Source organism: Gallionella capsiferriformans ES-2, from assembly GCF_000145255.1.
Taxonomy (GTDB): domain Bacteria; phylum Pseudomonadota; class Gammaproteobacteria; order Burkholderiales; family Gallionellaceae; genus Gallionella; species Gallionella capsiferriformans.
This window is the reverse complement of the sequence record NC_014394.1, coordinates 1,314,843-1,333,278: the sequence shown is the minus strand read 5'-3', so window position 1 is coordinate 1,333,278 and position 18,436 is coordinate 1,314,843. Positions and strand designations below refer to the sequence as shown.

Annotated in this window: 14 protein-coding genes; 6 read left to right on the top strand and 8 right to left on the bottom strand. The window is 51.0% G+C overall.

The window, feature by feature from the left end:
• The first annotated feature begins 163 nt into the window (after window positions 1-163).
• The 6 genes from GALF_RS06175 to GALF_RS06150 all read left to right on the top strand — a co-directional run bounded on the left by GALF_RS06175 (window position 164) and on the right by GALF_RS06150 (window position 9,017).
• Window positions 164-1,135, top strand: a complete 972-nt coding sequence (locus GALF_RS06175; protein ID WP_013293198.1) for a hypothetical protein — start codon at window positions 164-166, stop codon at window positions 1,133-1,135.
• 153 nt (window positions 1,136-1,288) lie between these two features.
• Window positions 1,289-2,137 (top strand): heteromeric transposase endonuclease subunit TnsA, encoded by an 849-nt coding sequence (locus GALF_RS06170; RefSeq protein ID WP_013293197.1) that lies wholly within the window; start codon window positions 1,289-1,291, stop codon window positions 2,135-2,137.
• Window positions 2,137-4,302: a Mu transposase C-terminal domain-containing protein gene (locus GALF_RS06165; protein ID WP_013293196.1), complete on the top strand. Its 2,166-nt coding sequence runs from the start codon at window positions 2,137-2,139 to the stop codon at window positions 4,300-4,302. Before GALF_RS06170 ends, GALF_RS06165 begins: the two co-directional genes overlap by 1 nt.
• The gene (locus GALF_RS06160; protein WP_013293195.1) at window positions 4,289-5,908 is read left to right on the top strand and encodes an ATP-binding protein; all 1,620 of its coding nucleotides are present in this window, start codon (window positions 4,289-4,291) and stop codon (window positions 5,906-5,908) included. The genes GALF_RS06165 and GALF_RS06160 overlap by 14 nt, the downstream gene beginning before the upstream one ends.
• A gap of 9 nt (window positions 5,909-5,917) precedes the next feature.
• Window positions 5,918-7,663 carry a TnsD family Tn7-like transposition protein gene (locus GALF_RS06155; protein ID WP_013293194.1) on the top strand — a complete coding sequence of 582 codons (1,746 nt, stop codon included), beginning with the start codon at window positions 5,918-5,920 and terminating at the stop codon, window positions 7,661-7,663.
• Window positions 7,664-7,736: 73 nt separating this feature from the next.
• The gene (locus GALF_RS06150) at window positions 7,737-9,017 is read left to right on the top strand and encodes a TniQ family protein (protein WP_013293193.1); all 1,281 of its coding nucleotides are present in this window, start codon (window positions 7,737-7,739) and stop codon (window positions 9,015-9,017) included.
• A 164-nt stretch (window positions 9,018-9,181) separates the two neighbouring features.
• Here GALF_RS06150 and GALF_RS06145 read toward each other — a convergent pair whose 3' ends face one another.
• Genes GALF_RS06145 through GALF_RS06110 form a run of 8 tightly spaced genes read right to left on the bottom strand, consistent with a single transcriptional unit; the run spans window position 9,182 to window position 18,433 of the window.
• The gene (locus GALF_RS06145) at window positions 9,182-10,132 is read right to left on the bottom strand and encodes a toll/interleukin-1 receptor domain-containing protein (RefSeq protein ID WP_013293192.1); all 951 of its coding nucleotides are present in this window, start codon (window positions 10,130-10,132) and stop codon (window positions 9,182-9,184) included.
• Window positions 10,129-10,695 carry a hypothetical protein gene (locus tag GALF_RS06140; protein WP_013293191.1) on the bottom strand — a complete coding sequence of 189 codons (567 nt, stop codon included), beginning with the start codon at window positions 10,693-10,695 and terminating at the stop codon, window positions 10,129-10,131. Before GALF_RS06140 ends, GALF_RS06145 begins: the two co-directional genes overlap by 4 nt.
• 9 nt (window positions 10,696-10,704) lie before the next feature.
• Window positions 10,705-11,253: a TIR domain-containing protein gene (locus tag GALF_RS06135; RefSeq protein WP_013293190.1), complete on the bottom strand. Its 549-nt coding sequence runs from the start codon at window positions 11,251-11,253 to the stop codon at window positions 10,705-10,707.
• Window position 11,254: 1 nt separating this feature from the next.
• Window positions 11,255-11,710, bottom strand: a complete 456-nt coding sequence (locus tag GALF_RS06130) for a toll/interleukin-1 receptor domain-containing protein (RefSeq protein ID WP_013293189.1) — start codon at window positions 11,708-11,710, stop codon at window positions 11,255-11,257.
• Complete coding sequence (locus tag GALF_RS06125) at window positions 11,703-14,918, bottom strand: type I restriction endonuclease subunit R (protein ID WP_041937995.1); 3,216 nt, start codon at window positions 14,916-14,918, stop codon at window positions 11,703-11,705. Before GALF_RS06125 ends, GALF_RS06130 begins: the two co-directional genes overlap by 8 nt.
• Window positions 14,918-15,664 (bottom strand): abortive infection family protein, encoded by a 747-nt coding sequence (locus GALF_RS06120; RefSeq protein ID WP_013293187.1) that lies wholly within the window; start codon window positions 15,662-15,664, stop codon window positions 14,918-14,920. The genes GALF_RS06125 and GALF_RS06120 overlap by 1 nt, the downstream gene beginning before the upstream one ends.
• Window positions 15,661-16,893 (bottom strand): restriction endonuclease subunit S, encoded by a 1,233-nt coding sequence (locus GALF_RS14900; RefSeq protein WP_013293186.1) that lies wholly within the window; start codon window positions 16,891-16,893, stop codon window positions 15,661-15,663. Before GALF_RS14900 ends, GALF_RS06120 begins: the two co-directional genes overlap by 4 nt.
• Complete coding sequence (locus GALF_RS06110) at window positions 16,883-18,433, bottom strand: class I SAM-dependent DNA methyltransferase (protein ID WP_013293185.1); 1,551 nt, start codon at window positions 18,431-18,433, stop codon at window positions 16,883-16,885. The genes GALF_RS14900 and GALF_RS06110 overlap by 11 nt, the downstream gene beginning before the upstream one ends.
• Window positions 18,434-18,436 lie beyond the last annotated feature (3 nt).

The following is an 18,436-nucleotide window of genomic DNA, read 5'->3' as shown; positions in this document are numbered from 1 at the left end:
CTGTGGCATCATATTTCAAGGTGGGTCAACATTGGATTGCATAAATCAACATAATTCCAAAATACAGGCCTAACTACACTTCCTCAAAATTTACTTAGCCCAAAATTATCAATACAGTGCGATTATTACTTGCAAAATAACTCTAGCCAGCTAGAATACAGATATGAGTCAATATTTTTCATTATCAGAAACACAACAAGAACTGACCGCCATCCTACGTGGTGATTCCCGCACTTGGGCTGAAACTGCCCTCTTGTTGGATTCAGTAGAATTGCATGAAATATGGCGCGAGGACTCCGGATCGTTCACTGAATGGCTAAACCAGTGTGCAGCGCAACTAAAAAAGACAAAAAGTATTTTATGGCGCTACCTTACTGCAGGGCGCTACTACTCTGGTTTGCAGAAAAAAATGTTGGCACTCAATATTCAGTTACCTGATTTGAAAAATCTGCCCGATCAAATAAGTCCTGAGAATCTTGAGCTATTATCCAAAATTGAAAGAGTTGCGCCATATGAGATGGTACAAAATCTTTCTAAACGCGTAGTTTCAGGAGAAGCTACACGAGCGGAACTACGCGCCGCATGGACAATATTTAGACCCGTACTTGCTGGGCAAACAGCAAGAGGAAAACGGGATGCGCCCAAGTATGATTCCACAGTCCATTCCCAACGTCACACTTTAATGGAGGCGGAAATTTTTAGTGCGCTTTCCAATAAACGCGGAGATTTGATCCATTCCGGCACTAATGACTTCTATAAGGTTTTTACTCATTTTGAGCCGACCTTAAGAGGAAGCGGAAATAAGTTCGTTATGTTTGATGCAGTTGTTGCCACAGGTCATAAGCTAAAATCTCAACTTACATTACATGGCATAGTGGTCATTGGCACCCCCATGTATTCTCAAACTTGCGAAACGTTAGAAACACTCATGCAATATTGTGACTTTATGTGGGTTGTAACGCGTGATACGCTTTTAAATGAAGTTATCGCAAACATCCCTAAAGGAATAGGTGTTTCAGTCATACACAATTCGGCGTACCTCCAAGTAGTCTGCCCACCCAGCAGAAGTATCAATAGCGGGATTAAATGCTGCGAGCTTTACAAAAGTCTTTTATTAAAAGCATTGAATGAATGAATTTATTTTCTTTAACCGGCTTACTCTAGCCAGCTAGTCTACAAAAACAGGGAAGCATACGTGAAAATTACTGCCCTTCGGCTTTCTCATTTCAGCTTGATGATTCAGCCAGATTAGACGGGCTATACATAATTTATAGGGAAATACCTTTTCATGGCAAAGCGAAGATACGGCATTGATGAAGACAAAATTATCCGCTTTACAAAGGAAGGTCGCGGGCAAGGCTGCGGCCCGGAATACCGCCCATGGTTGACTGTTCAGGACGTATCCTCGCGCGGCAGATCTAGTCGTATTCATGGTGTTAAGACTGGACGAGAGCATCACTTGCTGTCGGATATGGAAACGGCAACGTTCTTGTTGCTTGACTGGTCGAACGCCGTCACAGACATCCGCGAACAGTTTCCACTGGAGAGAGATGTAACCCGGCGAATCGCGACAGAGATGGGAGTGCGTCATCCGATCGACTCGCAGAGTCAAACCGACGTTGTGATGACTACCGATTTTCTGGTTAATTTCCAAACAAGTAATGGCGCCTTACTGTTAGCGCGATCAGTAAAGCCATACGGGGAACTGGACAATGACCGCACTCTGGAAAAACAGGAAATAGAACGCCGCTACTGGGAAATTAAAAAAGTCGACTGGGGTTTGATCACTGAGAAAGACCTTCCGGCTCAACGCATCAAAAATCTTCACTGGCTACACGAGATGAATTCACTGGAGCATATGGTGGTTCCATACCCTGGATATTGGGAGGATCGGTGTACACGATTCGCCGCCTGCTGCAAGCAGGCTGGCGACATGACGATTAAACAATTCATTCATCAATTGGAAGGGACACAGGGGTTTTCAGTTGGAGAAGGGTTGATGGTGCTACGGCATTTAGTCGCAATCAAACATATCGTGATGAATCTCGATGCAAAATTCGACATGAACGCACCGCTCAACGTGCTCGACATAGTTACTTCGGCGGGTGTCGCTGATTCAGCTAGGAGGTTCGCCTAATGCTATTACAAAACGACATTCTGGATTACGCGGAGCCTGAAGCGAAGACAATCAGGATTTTATGGATACACCCAGAGATGCCTGTGGCATTCGTAATTGATGTGAATGCGAAGTATGCCGTACCAGAACTCATCCAGCAACAGGCGCTCGAAAGCGACCTTAATTCTGGCAGAGCCAGGGTATTTACTGCAGATCCTTATTTGTTAGTACTCGAAGAAAGTGCCATTCCGGAAAATCGTAAGCAAAGACGTGACCTTGCATGGAAAGCAATTGCTGACTTGGTTCGTGCCGAGCCGAGCATTTACTCCGCAACATATCGAGCAAAGCAGGTTGCTAAATGCGTCGCAGCGGGCTTGGCAACAAGACCGACTCTATATCTGTACCTGCGCCGATACTGGCAGCGGGGCCAGACACCTAATGCGCTGTTGCCGGACTATGCCAACTCTGGCGGCAAGGGTAAATCCCACCAATCCAAATCTGATGTAAAACGTGGACGTCCGCGCAAATTTGGCGATCAAATAGGTCTCAACATCACCGAAGAAATCCGAAAGGTGTTTCGTGTCGCTGTGGCACGCTATTACACAATAAATGCCAAATTTACCCTGCGAGGCTCGTACGATCAGATGATCAAGGAGTTCTTTTGTGAACGTTCAATAAACCCTGAAACCCTGTGTGTCACGCACAGCCCTAAGGCTAATATGGCTACGACAGGATTTCCAACATTCAACCAGTTCAATTACTGGCTGGAACAGGACAATGATCGTCTTGACATTAAACGCAAGCGACTGAAACCGAGAATCTACGACAAAGATCTGCGCGGTCTGCTGGGTACATCAACAGCGGAAGTATGGGGACCTGGCGCTCGGTATCAGATTGATGCAACGATTGCAGACGTGTACCTGGTTTCGCGAATGGATCGTCACAGAATCATTGGCAGACCAGTGTTGTATGTCGTCATCGACGTATTCAGCCGGATGATTACTGGCATTTACATCGGTCTGGAAGGACCGTCTTGGGTCGGCGCAATGATGGCACTAGCAAACACGGCGTCTGACAAACAAGCATTCTGTAAAAAATTCGGGCGCAGCATTGAACCCGATGAATGGCCGTGTCGCCATTTGCCAGCCAGCCTGTTAGGTGATCGTGGTGAAATCGAAAGCCGCATGATCGAAACACTGATCAACAACTTCAATGTCACTGTTGAAACGGCGGCGGCATTCCGGGCTGACTGGAAAGGTATCGTGGAGCAACGCTTTAAATTATTGCCCGCCAAGTTCAAACCCTATGTTCCAGGTTACATTGATGTTGATTTCCGTGCGCGTGGCGGCAAGGACTATCGGTTGGATGCCGTGCTTGATTTGGATCAGTTCACTCAAATCATCATCGAGGTCGTGCTGTATTACAACAACCACCACGAGCTAAAGCGCTATGACAAGGATCGCGATCTCGCCGCCGACAACATACCTGCCGTACCGATTGACTTGTGGGAATGGGGCATCGCCAATCGTAGCGGTAGCCTGCGCCAGTATCCGGAAAACTTGGTACGGTTTAGCCTTCTGCCGGTAGATGAGGCAACGGTTACGGTAAACGGTATCCGATTTCATGGTGATTTTTACACCTGCCAAAAAACGATTGAGGAGCGGTGGTTTGATCGCGCCCGTCAAAGAGGGAATTGGAAAGTGAAGATTTCCTACGATCCACGCAACATGGATGAAATCTATCTGCATGATAACCAAGTGTCGATGCAGTTTCAGACCTGCACAATGACAGAACGAAGCCGTGCGCACCAACAGATGTCGATTTGGGAAATAGCACAGCAGCAACAAGCCGAACAACAGGTGTCAGCTAAACGCCAGCCCCGGCAGCAACTTGCAGCAGTCGGCTTGTCCGCAGATATCGAAAATATTGTAGACGATGCGGTCAAGAAAAAAGGCGAGCCGAGCACCGCAAGTGCTGCCAGCCGCACTAAAAATATACATAAGCATCGTGCTGATGAGAAACAATCCAACCGTGGATCAGAAACATTCCGTTTCGATACTGATAAACCGGCACCAGCTAAGAGCGCCGATATTCTGTCGTTTCCCCGAGTAGTGACTGATGACTACAGCGAACCTGACATTATGGAAATAATGGGTGCTAAGGGGGATGACGATGCAAAGCGCTGATATTCCCGTGTTACGCGAATACCAAGACAATCCATTCATTGCCAAGTTACCGCCATTGTTATTGCAACGTGAAATGTTGATGGCACTTGCAAACCATCCAGAGTTCAATGAAAAGGAACGTACTTATCCAGCGCAGTTGCGCAAACACTGCATCATGCGATTGGGTCGATATTTCGAGCCACTAGAGCGACAACTTCAATTGGCTGAAAGGTTTGGCATGCTTTTGCGGCAAGGTTATGTCGGACGCAATCCACTAACTCACGATTACATTCGCCATTTGCAAAATGGTGCTGAGCGCATTGAAGCGAATTCGCTACACGTTGCGACGCTTCATCCTGTGGAGAACACTGCTGCCAGCTTCGCACTTGTAGGCTGTTCTGGTATTGGCAAGTCGAAGTCAATTGAGAAAGTCCTGCTTCAATATCCACAACGCATCCAACATTCTGCGCCTTTTACTCTGGTGCAGATCGTATGGCTAAAGCTCGACTGCCCACATCAGGGATCACCAAAACAGTTGTGCATCAACTTCTTTTCAGCCGTAGATCGGCTCGTCGGAACTAACTATTTCAACGCGTATGGTAGCCGGCGTGCCAGTGTAGACGAGATGATGGTACACATGGCGCATGTAGCCAACTTGCATGCACTTGGCGTGCTGGTAATTGATGAAATTCAGCACCTGAATAAAACCAAGATCGGGCCTGATGCGCTGCTGAATTTCTTAGTTACCCTGGTCAATACGATCAGTGTGCCGGTGATCCTCATCGGTACGCTTAGCGCGGTTCCAATGCTGCAGGAGAATTTCCGCCAAGCACGAAGAGCAAGCGGCCTAGGCTCATTGGTTTGGGATCGTATGCAGAAAAACAAAGCATGGGACTATTTTATCGAAAAACTATGGAAACATCAGTGGACTCGCGACCACACACCAATTAGTCAAGAAGTTCGTGATGTATTGTACGACGAAAGTCAAGGCATCTTGGATATTGTCGTCAAACTTTTCATGCTCGCTCAATTACGGGTAGTCGGTATAGGTGATGTGCGCGGCACACAGGAAATTCTGACACCACAACTTCTGCGCAAGGTTGCACGTGAAGACTTCCGTATCGTACGGCCAATGATTGACGCTCTTCGAATGAATGACAGCAATGCACTGCTAAAGTACGATGACCTGCTGCCCCTACAAGCGCATGTTGAGCAAATAATAGCAGATGCAATCCAATCGCAAGGCGCAGATGTTTTGCAACACTCCACTAAGGCGAATAAAGTACAGACACCTACACAAAATTCAGAGGATCTTGATCCAATCCTGGTGGCTTTACGCTCACTCAATGTCGCCGACGATGTTGCGAAAGTATTACTCAACGAAGCGCGGGCTCAACATTCCTCTGCCGATCCACTACTACTGATGGCAGCAATAGCGGAAAAGCTGGCTGCTAAGCCCATCAAAATAAAAAAACCTAAATCACCTAAAAAGGATGAGCTCCCAGCACAACCAGAGCATGACTTACGTCGCATAGTCACTCAAGGCAAACAAGCTGGACATTCTGGATACGAAGCGTTGCTTGTGGCTGGAATGGTCAAACCACCATTACTAGATATTGCGGCATAGGAATTAGTGATGTTGTCGTATTTTCCTGCTGTCTATCCTGGAGAGTTGTTATATAGCGTACTGGCACGCTATCACCGACACACGGGTTTGCCAGGATCAATGCACACGATGGAGACTCTTTTTGGCAAGCAGCAGGTAATTGCATCGATAGACCTACAGGGAAACCTCCAGGAATTGGCGGATCGTATTCCAACCGAACGAAACTTAACGGCTAATCATCTGATAGACACGCTAACGCTTTTTCCATATGTCGCTGCGTTCGAGCCACCATCGTTGCAAGCCAAGGTGCGGCAAGCAATGATGCGAGGAATAGTTAAAAACCTACACATTCGTTTGGGGTTAACTGCATCCAGAGTTGGGCGAATTGAGAGTTTTCGCTTCTGTTTGGAATGCACACAAAAAATGATCGCCAGCCACGGCGAAATGTATTGGCGCAGAGATCACCAATTGTCCAGCGTATTGGTTTGTCCAGAGCATGGATGCCTATTATTGGAAAGCAATCTTTCCTTCGTGCAGCACAGTCGGCATGAATTTATCGCGGCGACGCGCGCGAATTGTCCGCAACATGCGCGACCAGTTATCCCGATGGTGGATAATAAAACACTCTCTCACCTACAGAGTTTGGCGCGATTAAGCACCGAACTGCTAGAGAGTCCGCCGACGCCACGCACTTTCGCCGGTTGGACAGTTTTCTATCGTGACAGGATGATAGAAACTGGGTTGGCACTTTCCGATTGCCGAATGGACCAGCAGCGCTTCTCTCAAGAATTTAGGAATTTCTATGGACGCACTCTGGAGTTATTTAAAAATCTGTTGGATGGCAACGGATTTTCAGGGAACTGGCTCAAGATTATGGTGCGCAAGCATCGCAAGGCAAGCCACCCGATCTACCACCTGCTAGTGCAGAATTTTCTAGCACTACGCGAAAGGCATGTTTCTCGGTTTGGCACTGGGCCTTGGGCATGCCTTAACCCACTGGCTCAGCATCGAACCGCTACACCAATTAAAGAGGTTACAGAACATAACAATCACGGAAAAATTACTGGGGTGTTCACATGCAATTGTGGCTACGTTTATACACGCAGCTTCAATTCGGCAACAAGTGAAGTGGGTCCACCGCGTTTTCAGCAATACGGGCCACTGCTAAAACCAGCATTAAGAAAACTCATAGATGATGGCGTCAGCCGACGAAAAATTGGGCAGATTCTTCAACTCGACCCGAAGACAGTATTTCGCCTAACGCGCGCGTTGGATATTGAGAAACAATCCAAGCAGTGCAAGTCTCCATCAAAGGATGCCCCCCTAAAAATACCGGCGAAAAATACAAGTATTAAAAAACAATTAGCATCATCACCTGGAAAAAATATATCGGCTTCCTTCAGGCGTGATTGGGTTGAAGTAGACGAAGCCTGTATCGCCAAACTAAGCTCATTGCCAGCTCTTATTTATAAAGAATCCCCTCCTGTGCGCATAACGTTTGCAGAACTCAATCGCCGCATCGGAAAACGCGACTGGCTGCTCACGCACCAGCACCTTTTGCCCCAGACAAAAGCATTCCTTGATCGCACATTGGAAAATCTTGAGAACTTCCAGCTTCGTCGGATTCGCTGGGCGATTCAGGAACTAGAGTCAGCCGGCAGGCCTGTGAAAGCGTGGCAAGTATTGAGAAAAACAGGGCTACGCTCGACTGACTACCGTGAAAAAATCAATGTAGAGCTGGAATCAGCACCCGCCCTATGGCGCCATGCGGTATGAACACAGCAAGATTACTTGCTGCGGTGCTCAAATTAAACAGATTTATGTTATTGGCAGTGGAGACGAAATAATAATGTTTAAACCTATGTCGGACGAAATTGCTTTAGGACATGGTCACAGGATTGCAATATTCAATGGCCTTGGAAAATTTGACAAGCTAATAAAAAATTTGCGTACTAATCAGTTGCAGCAAGGAAAAAAAGTTCAGGACCTATCCACTCTGGATATCTTGGCCAAGGCAGCTAGAATTCCGACTCAAGACTATGCACTTAATCACTCGATGCTTCCAGTGATGCGAGTGGCCGCAAAATATGGAAATGAATTTGTACATGGCTCCCCTGAAGCTATGTCTATTAATCGGCGGCTAGGAATGCTCATCCCACGAAAATTCGCTTGTGTGTGTTTAAGCTGTATTCAAGAGGATTTTGATCAGCACGGCTTTAGTTATTTTAGGAGAAGCCATCATCTCAATGGAGTTGATTGGTGTCCAAATCATGGAGAAGTGTTAAATCGGGTTAATTCTGACAATCCATTTTCAAAACTGCCCCATTTTTGGCGTCAACAAAAAATGATTACACCCCTACCTTCCTTTTGTTTACATATCAATGAAACACCAGAATTCGTTCAAAAATATTCAGCTAATGCTATCGCGTTATTGAAACAAGCTAAACCACTGACGGTCGCTATCGTAAATGGCAGGATAAATTTACGAGTTAAAGCATTGTGTTTTCCTGTCGGAGAATATGGTCGGAAAATTCTGCTTTCTGACCATGTAATAAAAATGGCTCCAACTGACTGGTTCAACAACAGCGTCTATGCAAGTAGTAACCAGAAAAAGCATATAAATCAGAATTTTTTTTGTATCGATGGGATAGTAAAATCAATGGGGTATGTTGCTAGTTATGAGAGTTATTCATTGGTTTTGGCTGCAACGTACAATTCAACTGAAATCGCATTAGGTGCCTTTACCGCTCCGCCCATTGATCCAAGTAAAGAAAAGGCAAAGTATCCATCGCCAAAGCGCTTGGGCCAGAGCTTTTGGAATGGACATACTTTGTATTCCGCATACATTGAATGTCATGGAATTTATTCAGATGTTGCGGACAGATTTAATTTAGATCGAAAAAATACTCGCGAAAAAATGATAAGCATGGGGTTTCCAAGCTTGAAACATTACGAATCTAGTGCGTTGTTACACGCATTTAGGGATTTCAGCCAAGGTACAACTATTCTGGAGGCATGTTCACAACATGGCGTAATGGTTGCCGATCTTGAGGAGTTTTTAAGGATTTCATCATGTCGAATATCAAATGCAATAGATCATATCGAACAGCTAAAGCGCGCACATACATAATTCGGATACTTTTATTTTTCGTACCAACCAACCAACCAACAATCAATCGCTAATGCTACTCTGCACATAGCATAAACCGGTCAAACAGCGTACAACACCTTCCAGATTAAGGGTGGAAACAGCGTCCGATTGTTTCCACCTCAGCATGTATCTGGACGGTGACCTTATGACTGCAGCAATGCCCGACGCAGTGACGGCGATATCTGCCAAACCTGCGACTGACCCCCTATATATTTCGACATTTTGATGTGGTTGTTACTCTCCATGAGATTCAGCACAAAATCCACGAACCCGACCGGCCTGTCAATTCGAGACGCCAATTCTTCGTTCCGGCAGACGTTCTCGTTGACGAGTAGCGCAGCAATCCGGGCGACCACCTCGTTATAGTCTGGAACGTATGCCTCTGCAAACTGCTGAAAACCAAAATCCGTGAGCACAACGTGCGAGAGGGGCGCGCCAAGCACATAGGAGATTTTGATCAGATATTTCTGTCCGAGGATTTCCAGCGAATCAAGTAACTCCTGCTGAGGTACGTCCGAAAGTGCTGGCTCAGCACGGAGCTGATCAAACATCACCAGCCCATTGTTCTCCGTGATTTGTAGACGAGCGATCTCACGTAAGACCAAATCGTCGATGCGCGTCAAGCCAGAAATCAGGGGCTCCGCACCTGAAAATCGCGCGGGGGGATTACCGATAGGTGGCTTGTCGCTGACATCAAAAATCGCAGACAAGATGCGCTGCAGACTCTGACTGTAGTCGTCGAGGCAGTCCACTTTCTGCCAGACAGTAGATCGGAGGCTCTCTGGTACGTCACATTCGTCAATGACGACCGGGATCAGCTTTGTTCCACGACTGATCCGATTTACAACAGAAGCGTTCAGCTCCTCTCGTACCCACGACTTTTGAACGCTGGTGGTCGAGAGCACAATAATCACTGCGCTTGCCTCTTTCAGCCCCTCCTCGAATATCTTGTCCACCAAACTATCGCCCGGTTTCATCTCCCACTGGTCAAGCCAAACATCAACGCCGTTTTCCCGCAGCTGTCGCGCGAAATCCAGCACGAAGCGTTCTTTGTCTTCGCTTGCGTGGCTCAGAAATACTTTTGGTGAGGTCATGAGGACAGCTTAGTGACATCTACTAACTTGTACATGCTCACCAATTCATCTTGGATGGCGCGCATGATCGCTCGAACATCGCTCCATTGAGAAATCATGTCGTTTAGTTTCGGATATGCTTTTTGCCGCTCGAAAGGCGGTAGTGTCTTGTCACTGGTGCTCTCCCACCAGAACCGATAGTCGGCTTGCCAAGTCTCAAGAAATGGCCGGAGCACATCACGCATTGCGCGATGAATCAACGCACCCAGATGATTTTCTATACCCGCACCAGTACGAATTCCAAAAAGTTTTCTCGGCTTCACATAGGTCGAGCAGACTGGGAACTGGCGCATGATCTTTCTCGCCTCGCCGAAAAACGTGTGCAACGACGTAAGGCTTTCGGCATAGACCTCCCCTGAAAAATCCGTGCAGTCGCGATCTTTGGATTTTCCGGTAACTGCAATTCTCGTCGCCAGCTCGGTATACAGTTCCCACGCACATTGCCGGTCACTTTCCTCAAAATCGGCCCCCAGCTTGAGAAACCCAATATCTATCGAAAAGTTGCCCTTCTTCATTACGGCCATAGCTATCTCCTATCCGTTTCGCTGACGCATCGGTCGTGAGTTGTCGATCTGCCACTGCGGCTTCGCGATAGCGGTGTCGATCAATTGGGTCAATGATTGAGCCGTAAGTTCACTCCAGTGTGCCCAAGCCGCGTACCCGCTCTTGCAGTTATCAAGAAAGCGATCCGGCACAACGATCTCGCCAGCAGGGTTCTTGGTATGTGTGGGTAAAACGATCCCAATCAAGCCGTGGCATTTGTCTAGGGTAGCCTTGATCTCCCAATCCAGATACTTGCGCTGGTGGCTCTCCGCGCCAATCATAATAATGGTGCAGGATGTGCCGGCAATGTATTTCTCCCGGATCTGTTGCATCACGTACTCGGTGTTATCGCTCTGGATCATGCGCTCCAACGAGTTATCCCGAATCGCCTCATACTGATCGTGAAAGAAGCGAGAGAATTCGTCGTAATACGCTTGATCGCCACCGTGGTGATAACTGACGAACACCTTCCGCCGTGCTGGCTTCATCAGCGCAGCCAACAAGCCGTTCATATTCGGATCGCTGTAAAAACCGGTCATATCATTTCCCGAAGGCAACCAATCCAGCCACCAACAAGCCGAGAATGACCAACCCCTTTTGCTTTTCGGACTTAATGGTCTCCGCAATTCGACCAAATGCAGCCACTGCATCCTGCTGGCTGGCTCCAGCCAGATTTACAGCTTGGAATTGTTTCATCCATCCCGGGAGTGCTTCTGCAGGCTGGTCCCAAATAATCGGGATCAACTTCTTGTTTCCGACAATCGCCGCGCCCATTTCCTGCATCACCCAAGGTGACGCGCACGCCGTTCGGCTTGCGAGGCAGAGTACCCAAGTCGAACTTCGCAAACTTTCCATAATGTGCGGCATCCAGCGTTCACCTGGCTGCATCGATACCGAGGCCAAATAGACCTCCAAGCCTTCCTGCGTCAAGTGCCTGTGAAGGAATTCGGCAAGTGGTAAGTCAACCTGCGAGTGAGAAATGAATACATCAGCCATGGCCATCTCCTCTGCCAGGTCTCGGCATGCTCCACGTCGACGACAATGCCTCGGCCTGCTGCAGTACCGTTTGCACGGCCGCGTCCTGCAGATCAGGCGGGTAACCATACTTGCGCAGAATGCGCTTCACCAGCACTCGCATCCGTGCGCGGGCAGAATCACGATGCGCCCAATCCACAGATACGTTCTCGCGCAGGCTGACTAACAACTCGTGTGCGATAAGTTTCAGTTTGTCGTCACCCATCATTTGAATCGCGCTCTCGTTCTCGGCCAGCGCGTCGTAGAAAGCAATTTCATCCTCGGACAAACCTTGCTCTTCACCACGCTGACGAGCTGCCCGAATATCCTTAGCGAGATCAATCAACTCCTGCAAGACCTCAGCGGTGGTGATCGCATTGGCGTGATACCGCGCGACAGCATCTTCCAACCGCTCTGAGAAAGCCTTGGTCTGCACGACGTTGGATTTGCTGCGGGAGCGGATGCCATCGTTGATCAATTTCCGCAACGCTTCGAGAGCGAGGTTCTTGCGCTCCATCTGCTGAACTTCGGCCAGGAACTCGTCTGACAAGATCGAGATGTCCGGGCTCTTGATCCCGGCGGCAGCGAGGATGTCGACAATCTCGGTGGAAACTACGGCGCGACTCACGATCTGCTGGATTGCCAGTTCACGCTCTTGCTGAGTCACGCCCGACCCGGTACTGCTCTTTACCAGCGCCGCGCGAATTGCCTGGAAGAAGCCCACTTCCTCTCGGATTTCGCGGGCCTCGTCGGATGCCGATGCAAGGGAGAACGCCTTGGACAACGCAAGCACGGCATCCTGATAGCGGCGATGCGCATCCTTTTTGCCGTCCTTGGTTTTCTCCTTCGCCGCCAACTTTTGCTGCATGTCGAGAATCCACTCAATTGCACCGGCCATCATTGCCAAGCGTTCTTGAGGTGTTCCGCCCATTGCTGAGGCGTAGTCGAAGCCGTGGTACATGTCGCGCACGACTTCGTACTTTTCCATCAGCACGGCGATGGCCTGCGACTCGTCGACGCCGGTGTTTTCCTGGTCGTTCTTCGAGTATTGCTGAAGCGCCGATTTCAGGTTCTGGGCGATACCGATGTAGTCGACGATCAACCCGGCAGGCTTGTCGCGGAACACACGATTCACCCGCGCAATCGCCTGCATCAAGCCGTGCCCCTGCATCGGCTTGTCCACGTACATCGTGTGCATGCAGGGCGCATCAAACCCGGTAAGCCACATATCTCGCACGATCACCAGCTTGAGCGGGTCTTTGGCGTCGCGAGCGCGCTTGGCCAGCAGATCGCGGCGGGCCTTGTTGCCGATGTGCTGCTGCCAGTCTTCGGGGTCGCTGGCAGCGCCCGTCATCACAATTTTGACCGCCCCCGCGTTGTCATCGGCACTGTGCCAGTCTGGACGGAGCTTCACGATCTCGTCATACAGCTTCACGCAGATGCGACGGCTCATGCAAACAACCATCGCTTTTCCGTCCAGCGCAGCAACGCGATCCTCGAAGTGGGTAACCATGTCTTGCGCAACCAGCGCGAGGCGCTTATCGCTGCCCACCAAGGCTTCTACTGTTGACCATTTGCGCTTGAAGCGTTCTTGCTCAACCTCCGGATCGTCTTCTGTGAGTTCGTTGACCTCGGCATCGATCTTGGGTTTCTCGTCCTCATCAAGTTCAATGCGAGCGAGCCGCGACTCGTAGTAGATCGGCACTGTCGCGCCGTCCTCGACTGCTCGGCTGATATCGTAAACGTCGATGTAATTGCCGAACACCGCCGGGGTGTTCACATCGTCGGCCTCAATGGGCGTTCCGGTAAAACCAATGAACGACGCGTTGGGCAGCGCGTCGCGCAGGTACTTGGCGAACCCGTAGGAAATCTCACCCGTTTTGGCATCCACCTTGGCCCGAAAGCCATATTGGCTACGGTGCGCTTCATCAGCGATCACAACCACATTGCGACGGTCTGTCAGCGCCTGACTTGTCTCGCCAAACTTTTGCAAGGTTGTAAAAATCACGCCGCCAGATGCCCGCGCCAAAAGTTTAGTCAAGTCTTCGCGGCTGTCAGCCTGTACCGGTGTTTGCCGAATCAGGTCGCGGCACATCGAGAAGGTGGCGAACAACTGGTCATCGAGATCGTTACGGTCGGTCAGTACTACGAGCGTTGGATTGGCCATCGCCGGATGTTTGACCAGCTGCCCAGCGTAGAACGCCATCAACAGACTTTTGCCGGAGCCTTGTGTGTGCCAGATTACCCCAGCTCTTCTGTCACCTTTGGCTTGGGTCTTGACGCTGGGTAAGCCGTAGTCGCGCGGATCTTCTTGCACGCCCTGCCATTGGCTTGATGCGCGAAGGGTCGAATCGACCGCGCGGATGACTGCGTGAAACTGGTGATAGCCCGCGATGATCTTCGCCAAGCCCGAGCCCGTCTCACCGAAGACCGTAAAGTGGCACAGCATGTCGAGCAAGCGGCGCTGCTCGAAAACGCCTTCGATCAATGTCGAGAGTTCGGGCGCACCTTTCGGTGCAACGTCTTTGCCGTCGGTCGTGCGCCATGGCATGAACCGCTCCAGGTCGGCAGACAGCGAGCCGACGCGCGCGGTAATCCCATCCGATGTCACTAGCAGTGCGTTGGTATTGAATAGCGCCGGGATCTGCTTCTTGTAGGTCTGCAGCTGGTTGAAAGCCCCGACCAATGTTGCGTTCCCGCTGCCGGGAGCCTTCAGCTCGATCACGCCCAGCGGCAGGCCATTAACGAACACCACCACGTCTGGGCGGCGGTTGTATTGCCCGGCGATCACCACGAACTGGCTCACCACCAGCCAATCGTTCTGCTCTGGCCGCTCGAAGTTGATGAGGGAAACCTTGCCTGCGGTCAGTGTTCCGTCGTCGGCGTAATACTCGACGTCGACGCCCTCAGTCATCAGTTTGTGGATACGGCGGTTCTCTTCAAGCATTAATGGCAGCTCGGACTGCATCACCTTGCGGATCGCATCCTGACGCGCATCCAATGGCATTCCGGGATTGAGCAACGCAACGGCGTCCTCCAATCGCTTCTTCAGCACGACCACGTCGTGACTGTCACGCTCAGGGCGATGTCCATCTGGGCCGATGTTTTCTTCTTGCTCGATGCTGTAGCCCAGCCCTCGCAGTTGCTCTAGTAGTGCCAGCTCAACGGCTGCCTCCGACAAAAACGCCATCATTCTTCCCCTTGTAATTCGTCTTGCTCCACCACCGCAGCAGGAGCCCCTCGCGCAGCGTTCAACGCCTCGACAAAGGCGTCACGATCCAGTTGGTAAAGCAAGCGACTTGCTTCAACCCGCAAAGGCAAGACATCACCGGAAGGCAGGGTCACGTCTATCGTGAGAAAACCTTCTTCATCGACGTCTGCTTGCAATGAAACGTGCGCATCTATCAGCTCGTGCAGGTGGCCGAACCGCTCATAAGGTTCGCGTGTTCGCACCAAGTCCAGCTCCGCTTCCAGATAGGCCTGATGCAGGAAGGTGACGATGGCATCCGCCGACAACACCGCCGCGCGTCGATGATGAACCGACAGGCGTTGCAAGAACCCCTCACGCCCGTGGCTCGCCGTTCCAGCGTCGTTGCGCAGGTCGCCCAATGCGTCCGTGAGCTTCCTGTGCTGTGACACCAGCTTCTGGAAACCGTTATGCCTGATGTCCCCGAGCTTCAACGCCCGGACGGCTGCACTCATCCATGCACCAAAGGTCGGAAGTGCCTCGACTGGGCGCACTGGGTTTGACGGCGAGTCCAACTCCTGCAGGATGATCTGGCAAATCACCTCGACGATGGCCTTTGCTGAGTCGATGCAGGCGTCGTTATCTTCGGCCAGCGCCCGCTCTAATTCCTCGAAAGTCTGCTGCAGCATTGGCGCGTCGCGCCAGTGCGAGCAAGCCTCGCGGATGCCGGGGCACCAGTCGAAGTTCATGGGAGCACCCCAAGTAACTCGACCGAGCCCTTAAGCTGCAGATCACCCGCAATCAGCATTGGTAGTAGAAGATCACGAAGCTTGATGAGATCGCGCGACTCCTTTTCGTTTCTTTCGGCCATCTCCCAAAGTGGTCTTACGGTCGCTGTGAATTTTTCGACGATATCTTGAGGCGGCAGCGAGAACGTCGAGTCTTGCAGGCCACTGATTGCCAACATATTTACGGTCGAACCGTTGGTGGAGCCGATTATTTGATCTCTAACATGGCCTGCCATCAGTAGGTAATAGATAAATTCTCGGCCTAGGTAACTTGAATCCAACGGAACAATGCGATAGATGTGCTGCGAAAAAATCCCATTGTCCCCAAAGATTGATGGCACGACAGCGGGGAAACCGATCAAGCGATGTTCATGGCCTTGCTCGGTATTGGTCACGATAATGTCTCCAGGCTTCAAAACGTGGCGCTCCTTGAACTCGCCTTTGTAATATTTGATTCCTGGGTACTTGTATCCGCCGCCCTCATATACCGAGTTGAGGTTATGCATCGGAACTCCCTCTCCCGATTCGCAAAGCCCCGCTCCCTTGTAACTCAACCCTCGATGCGCTGTTAGGTGCTGATCAAGGCGTGCCGTTGGCCAGTCTTCGCTGTTCCCCGCACCAAACCACTCCCGGAAGAGGGTGCGCGCAAAGACATCAATATCCTCGCTGATCCGTCGAAGTAAATTTAATCGCTTGTCGATGGCGTACAGGAACGCAGACGCACTTTTCTGTGCGTCGCGCGAAATTAGTGGGATTTCAAGTTCTCCGAGCTTCGCTCTGGATAATTCTGTCTGTCCGGTGCTTCCCTCTCCTAGTCTCTCGATTTCGGGCTCATAGGCTTTCAGCACGTATCCGAGAAACAAGGGATCGACTTTTTGCGGGTCAGGTCGAACGATGGTCAGATGACTGTCTGCCGTCGCCGGCTCATCTAGCCCAAAGATCTGTCCAACTCGCCCTAGGGTGCCCACGCCTGTCGAATTGATAAGAACGTCAAACAGACGCAGTTCTTTATCCACTTGGCTAAGGCGTGCGCTGGCTTGCGTCCTACGGGACGGCCCGTCAGAAACTCGCTGACCGCGAATGCATTTCTGGTTGTAAACACGAATTCCACCGGTCTCAACGTACTTGGGTGCGACACCGCGATTCAGGTATGTCACGAGATCGCTTAACAGCGCCGTATCAGCACTCATAACCAATCTCCGTCAAGGCATTCTTAATCGCTTGCTCGAGTTGAGCATTCTCAGAAAAATGCGTGCGAAGCTGCGATGACAACCGAGAGAGCTTCTCTGACGTCGGTTCTTCATCGTCATCGGTTTCAGCTGCGCCAACGTAGCGACCAGGTGCGACAACGTGTCCCTGCTTGCGAATGTCGTCTAGAGATGCGGACTTGCAGAAGCCAGAAATGTCCTCGTATGCACCAGCGTTCGGCTCACCCCGCCACGCATGGTATGTGTCAGCGATTTTCTGGACATCCGCGTCGGACAACTCACGTCGCGTCCGATCAACGAGAACCCCAAGCTTGCGCGCATCAATGAAAAGCACCTCGCCGCGCCGGTCACGCCACCCGTTGCCCGGATTCTTGTTGCGGGCCAGGAACCACAGGCAAGCGGGGATCTGGGTCGAGTAGAAGAGCTGGCCCGGCAGGGCTACCATGCAATCCAAGATGTCTTTCTCGACCATCTCGCGGCGAATGTCACCCTCGCCGGACTGCGTCGAGGACATCGAGCCGTTGGCCAGCACCACGCCAGCCGTGCCATTCGGCGCAAGGTGATGAACGATGTGCTGCAGCCAGGCATAGTTGGCGTTGCCCACCGGGGGCGCGCCGAACTTCCAGCGCACGTCCTCCCGCAGACGGTCGCCACCCCAGTCCGAAATATTGAACGGTGGATTGGCGAGGATGTAGTCGGCCTTGAGGTCGCGCAGCTCGTCCTTGTGAAAACTACCTTCGTTATTCCAGCGAATATCCGAATCAATCCCGCGCACCGCAAGGTTCATCTTGGCTAGCCGCCAAGTGACATAGTTCGACTCCTGGCCGTAGATCGCGATGTCGCCAATACGGCCGCCGTGCTCTTGCACGAACTTCTCAGACTGAACGAACATCCCGCCCGAGCCACAGCACGGGTCGTAGATGCGTCCTTGGTACGGCTCCAGCATCTCTACGAGGACGCGCACAACGGAGCGCGGTGTGTAGAACTCGCCGCCGCGCTTGCCTTCGGCACCTGCGAACTGGCCAAGGAAGTATTCGTAGACGCGACCGAGGATGTCGCGGGAGGCGTGCCCCTCTTCATTGAGGGCAATGCCAGAAATCAAGTCGATCAACTCGCCGAGCATGACCTTGTTGAGCGCAGGTCGGGCGTAATCCTTCGGCAGCACGCCTTTCAGTGACTCGTTGTCCTTTTCGATGGCGCGCATTGCGTCATCGATCAGCGTGCCAATGGTGGGAAGCTTGGCGTTGGCTTGCAGGTGCGACCAACGCGCATCCTTCGGCACCCAGAAAACATTGTCGGCCAGGTATTCGTCCTTGTCCTCGGCCGCCTGTGGGTCTTCTTCCAGCAGCGCTTTGTGCCTCGCCTCGAAGGCATCCGAGATGTACTTAAGGAAGATGAGCCCGAGCGCGACGTGCTTATAGTCGGACGGCTCCATGTTGCCGCGCAGCTTGTCGGCAGCCTTAAACATCTCCGCCTCGAAGCCGAGGTTGCCGCCGTTCTTGTTCGTGTCGTTCTGTGCCATATT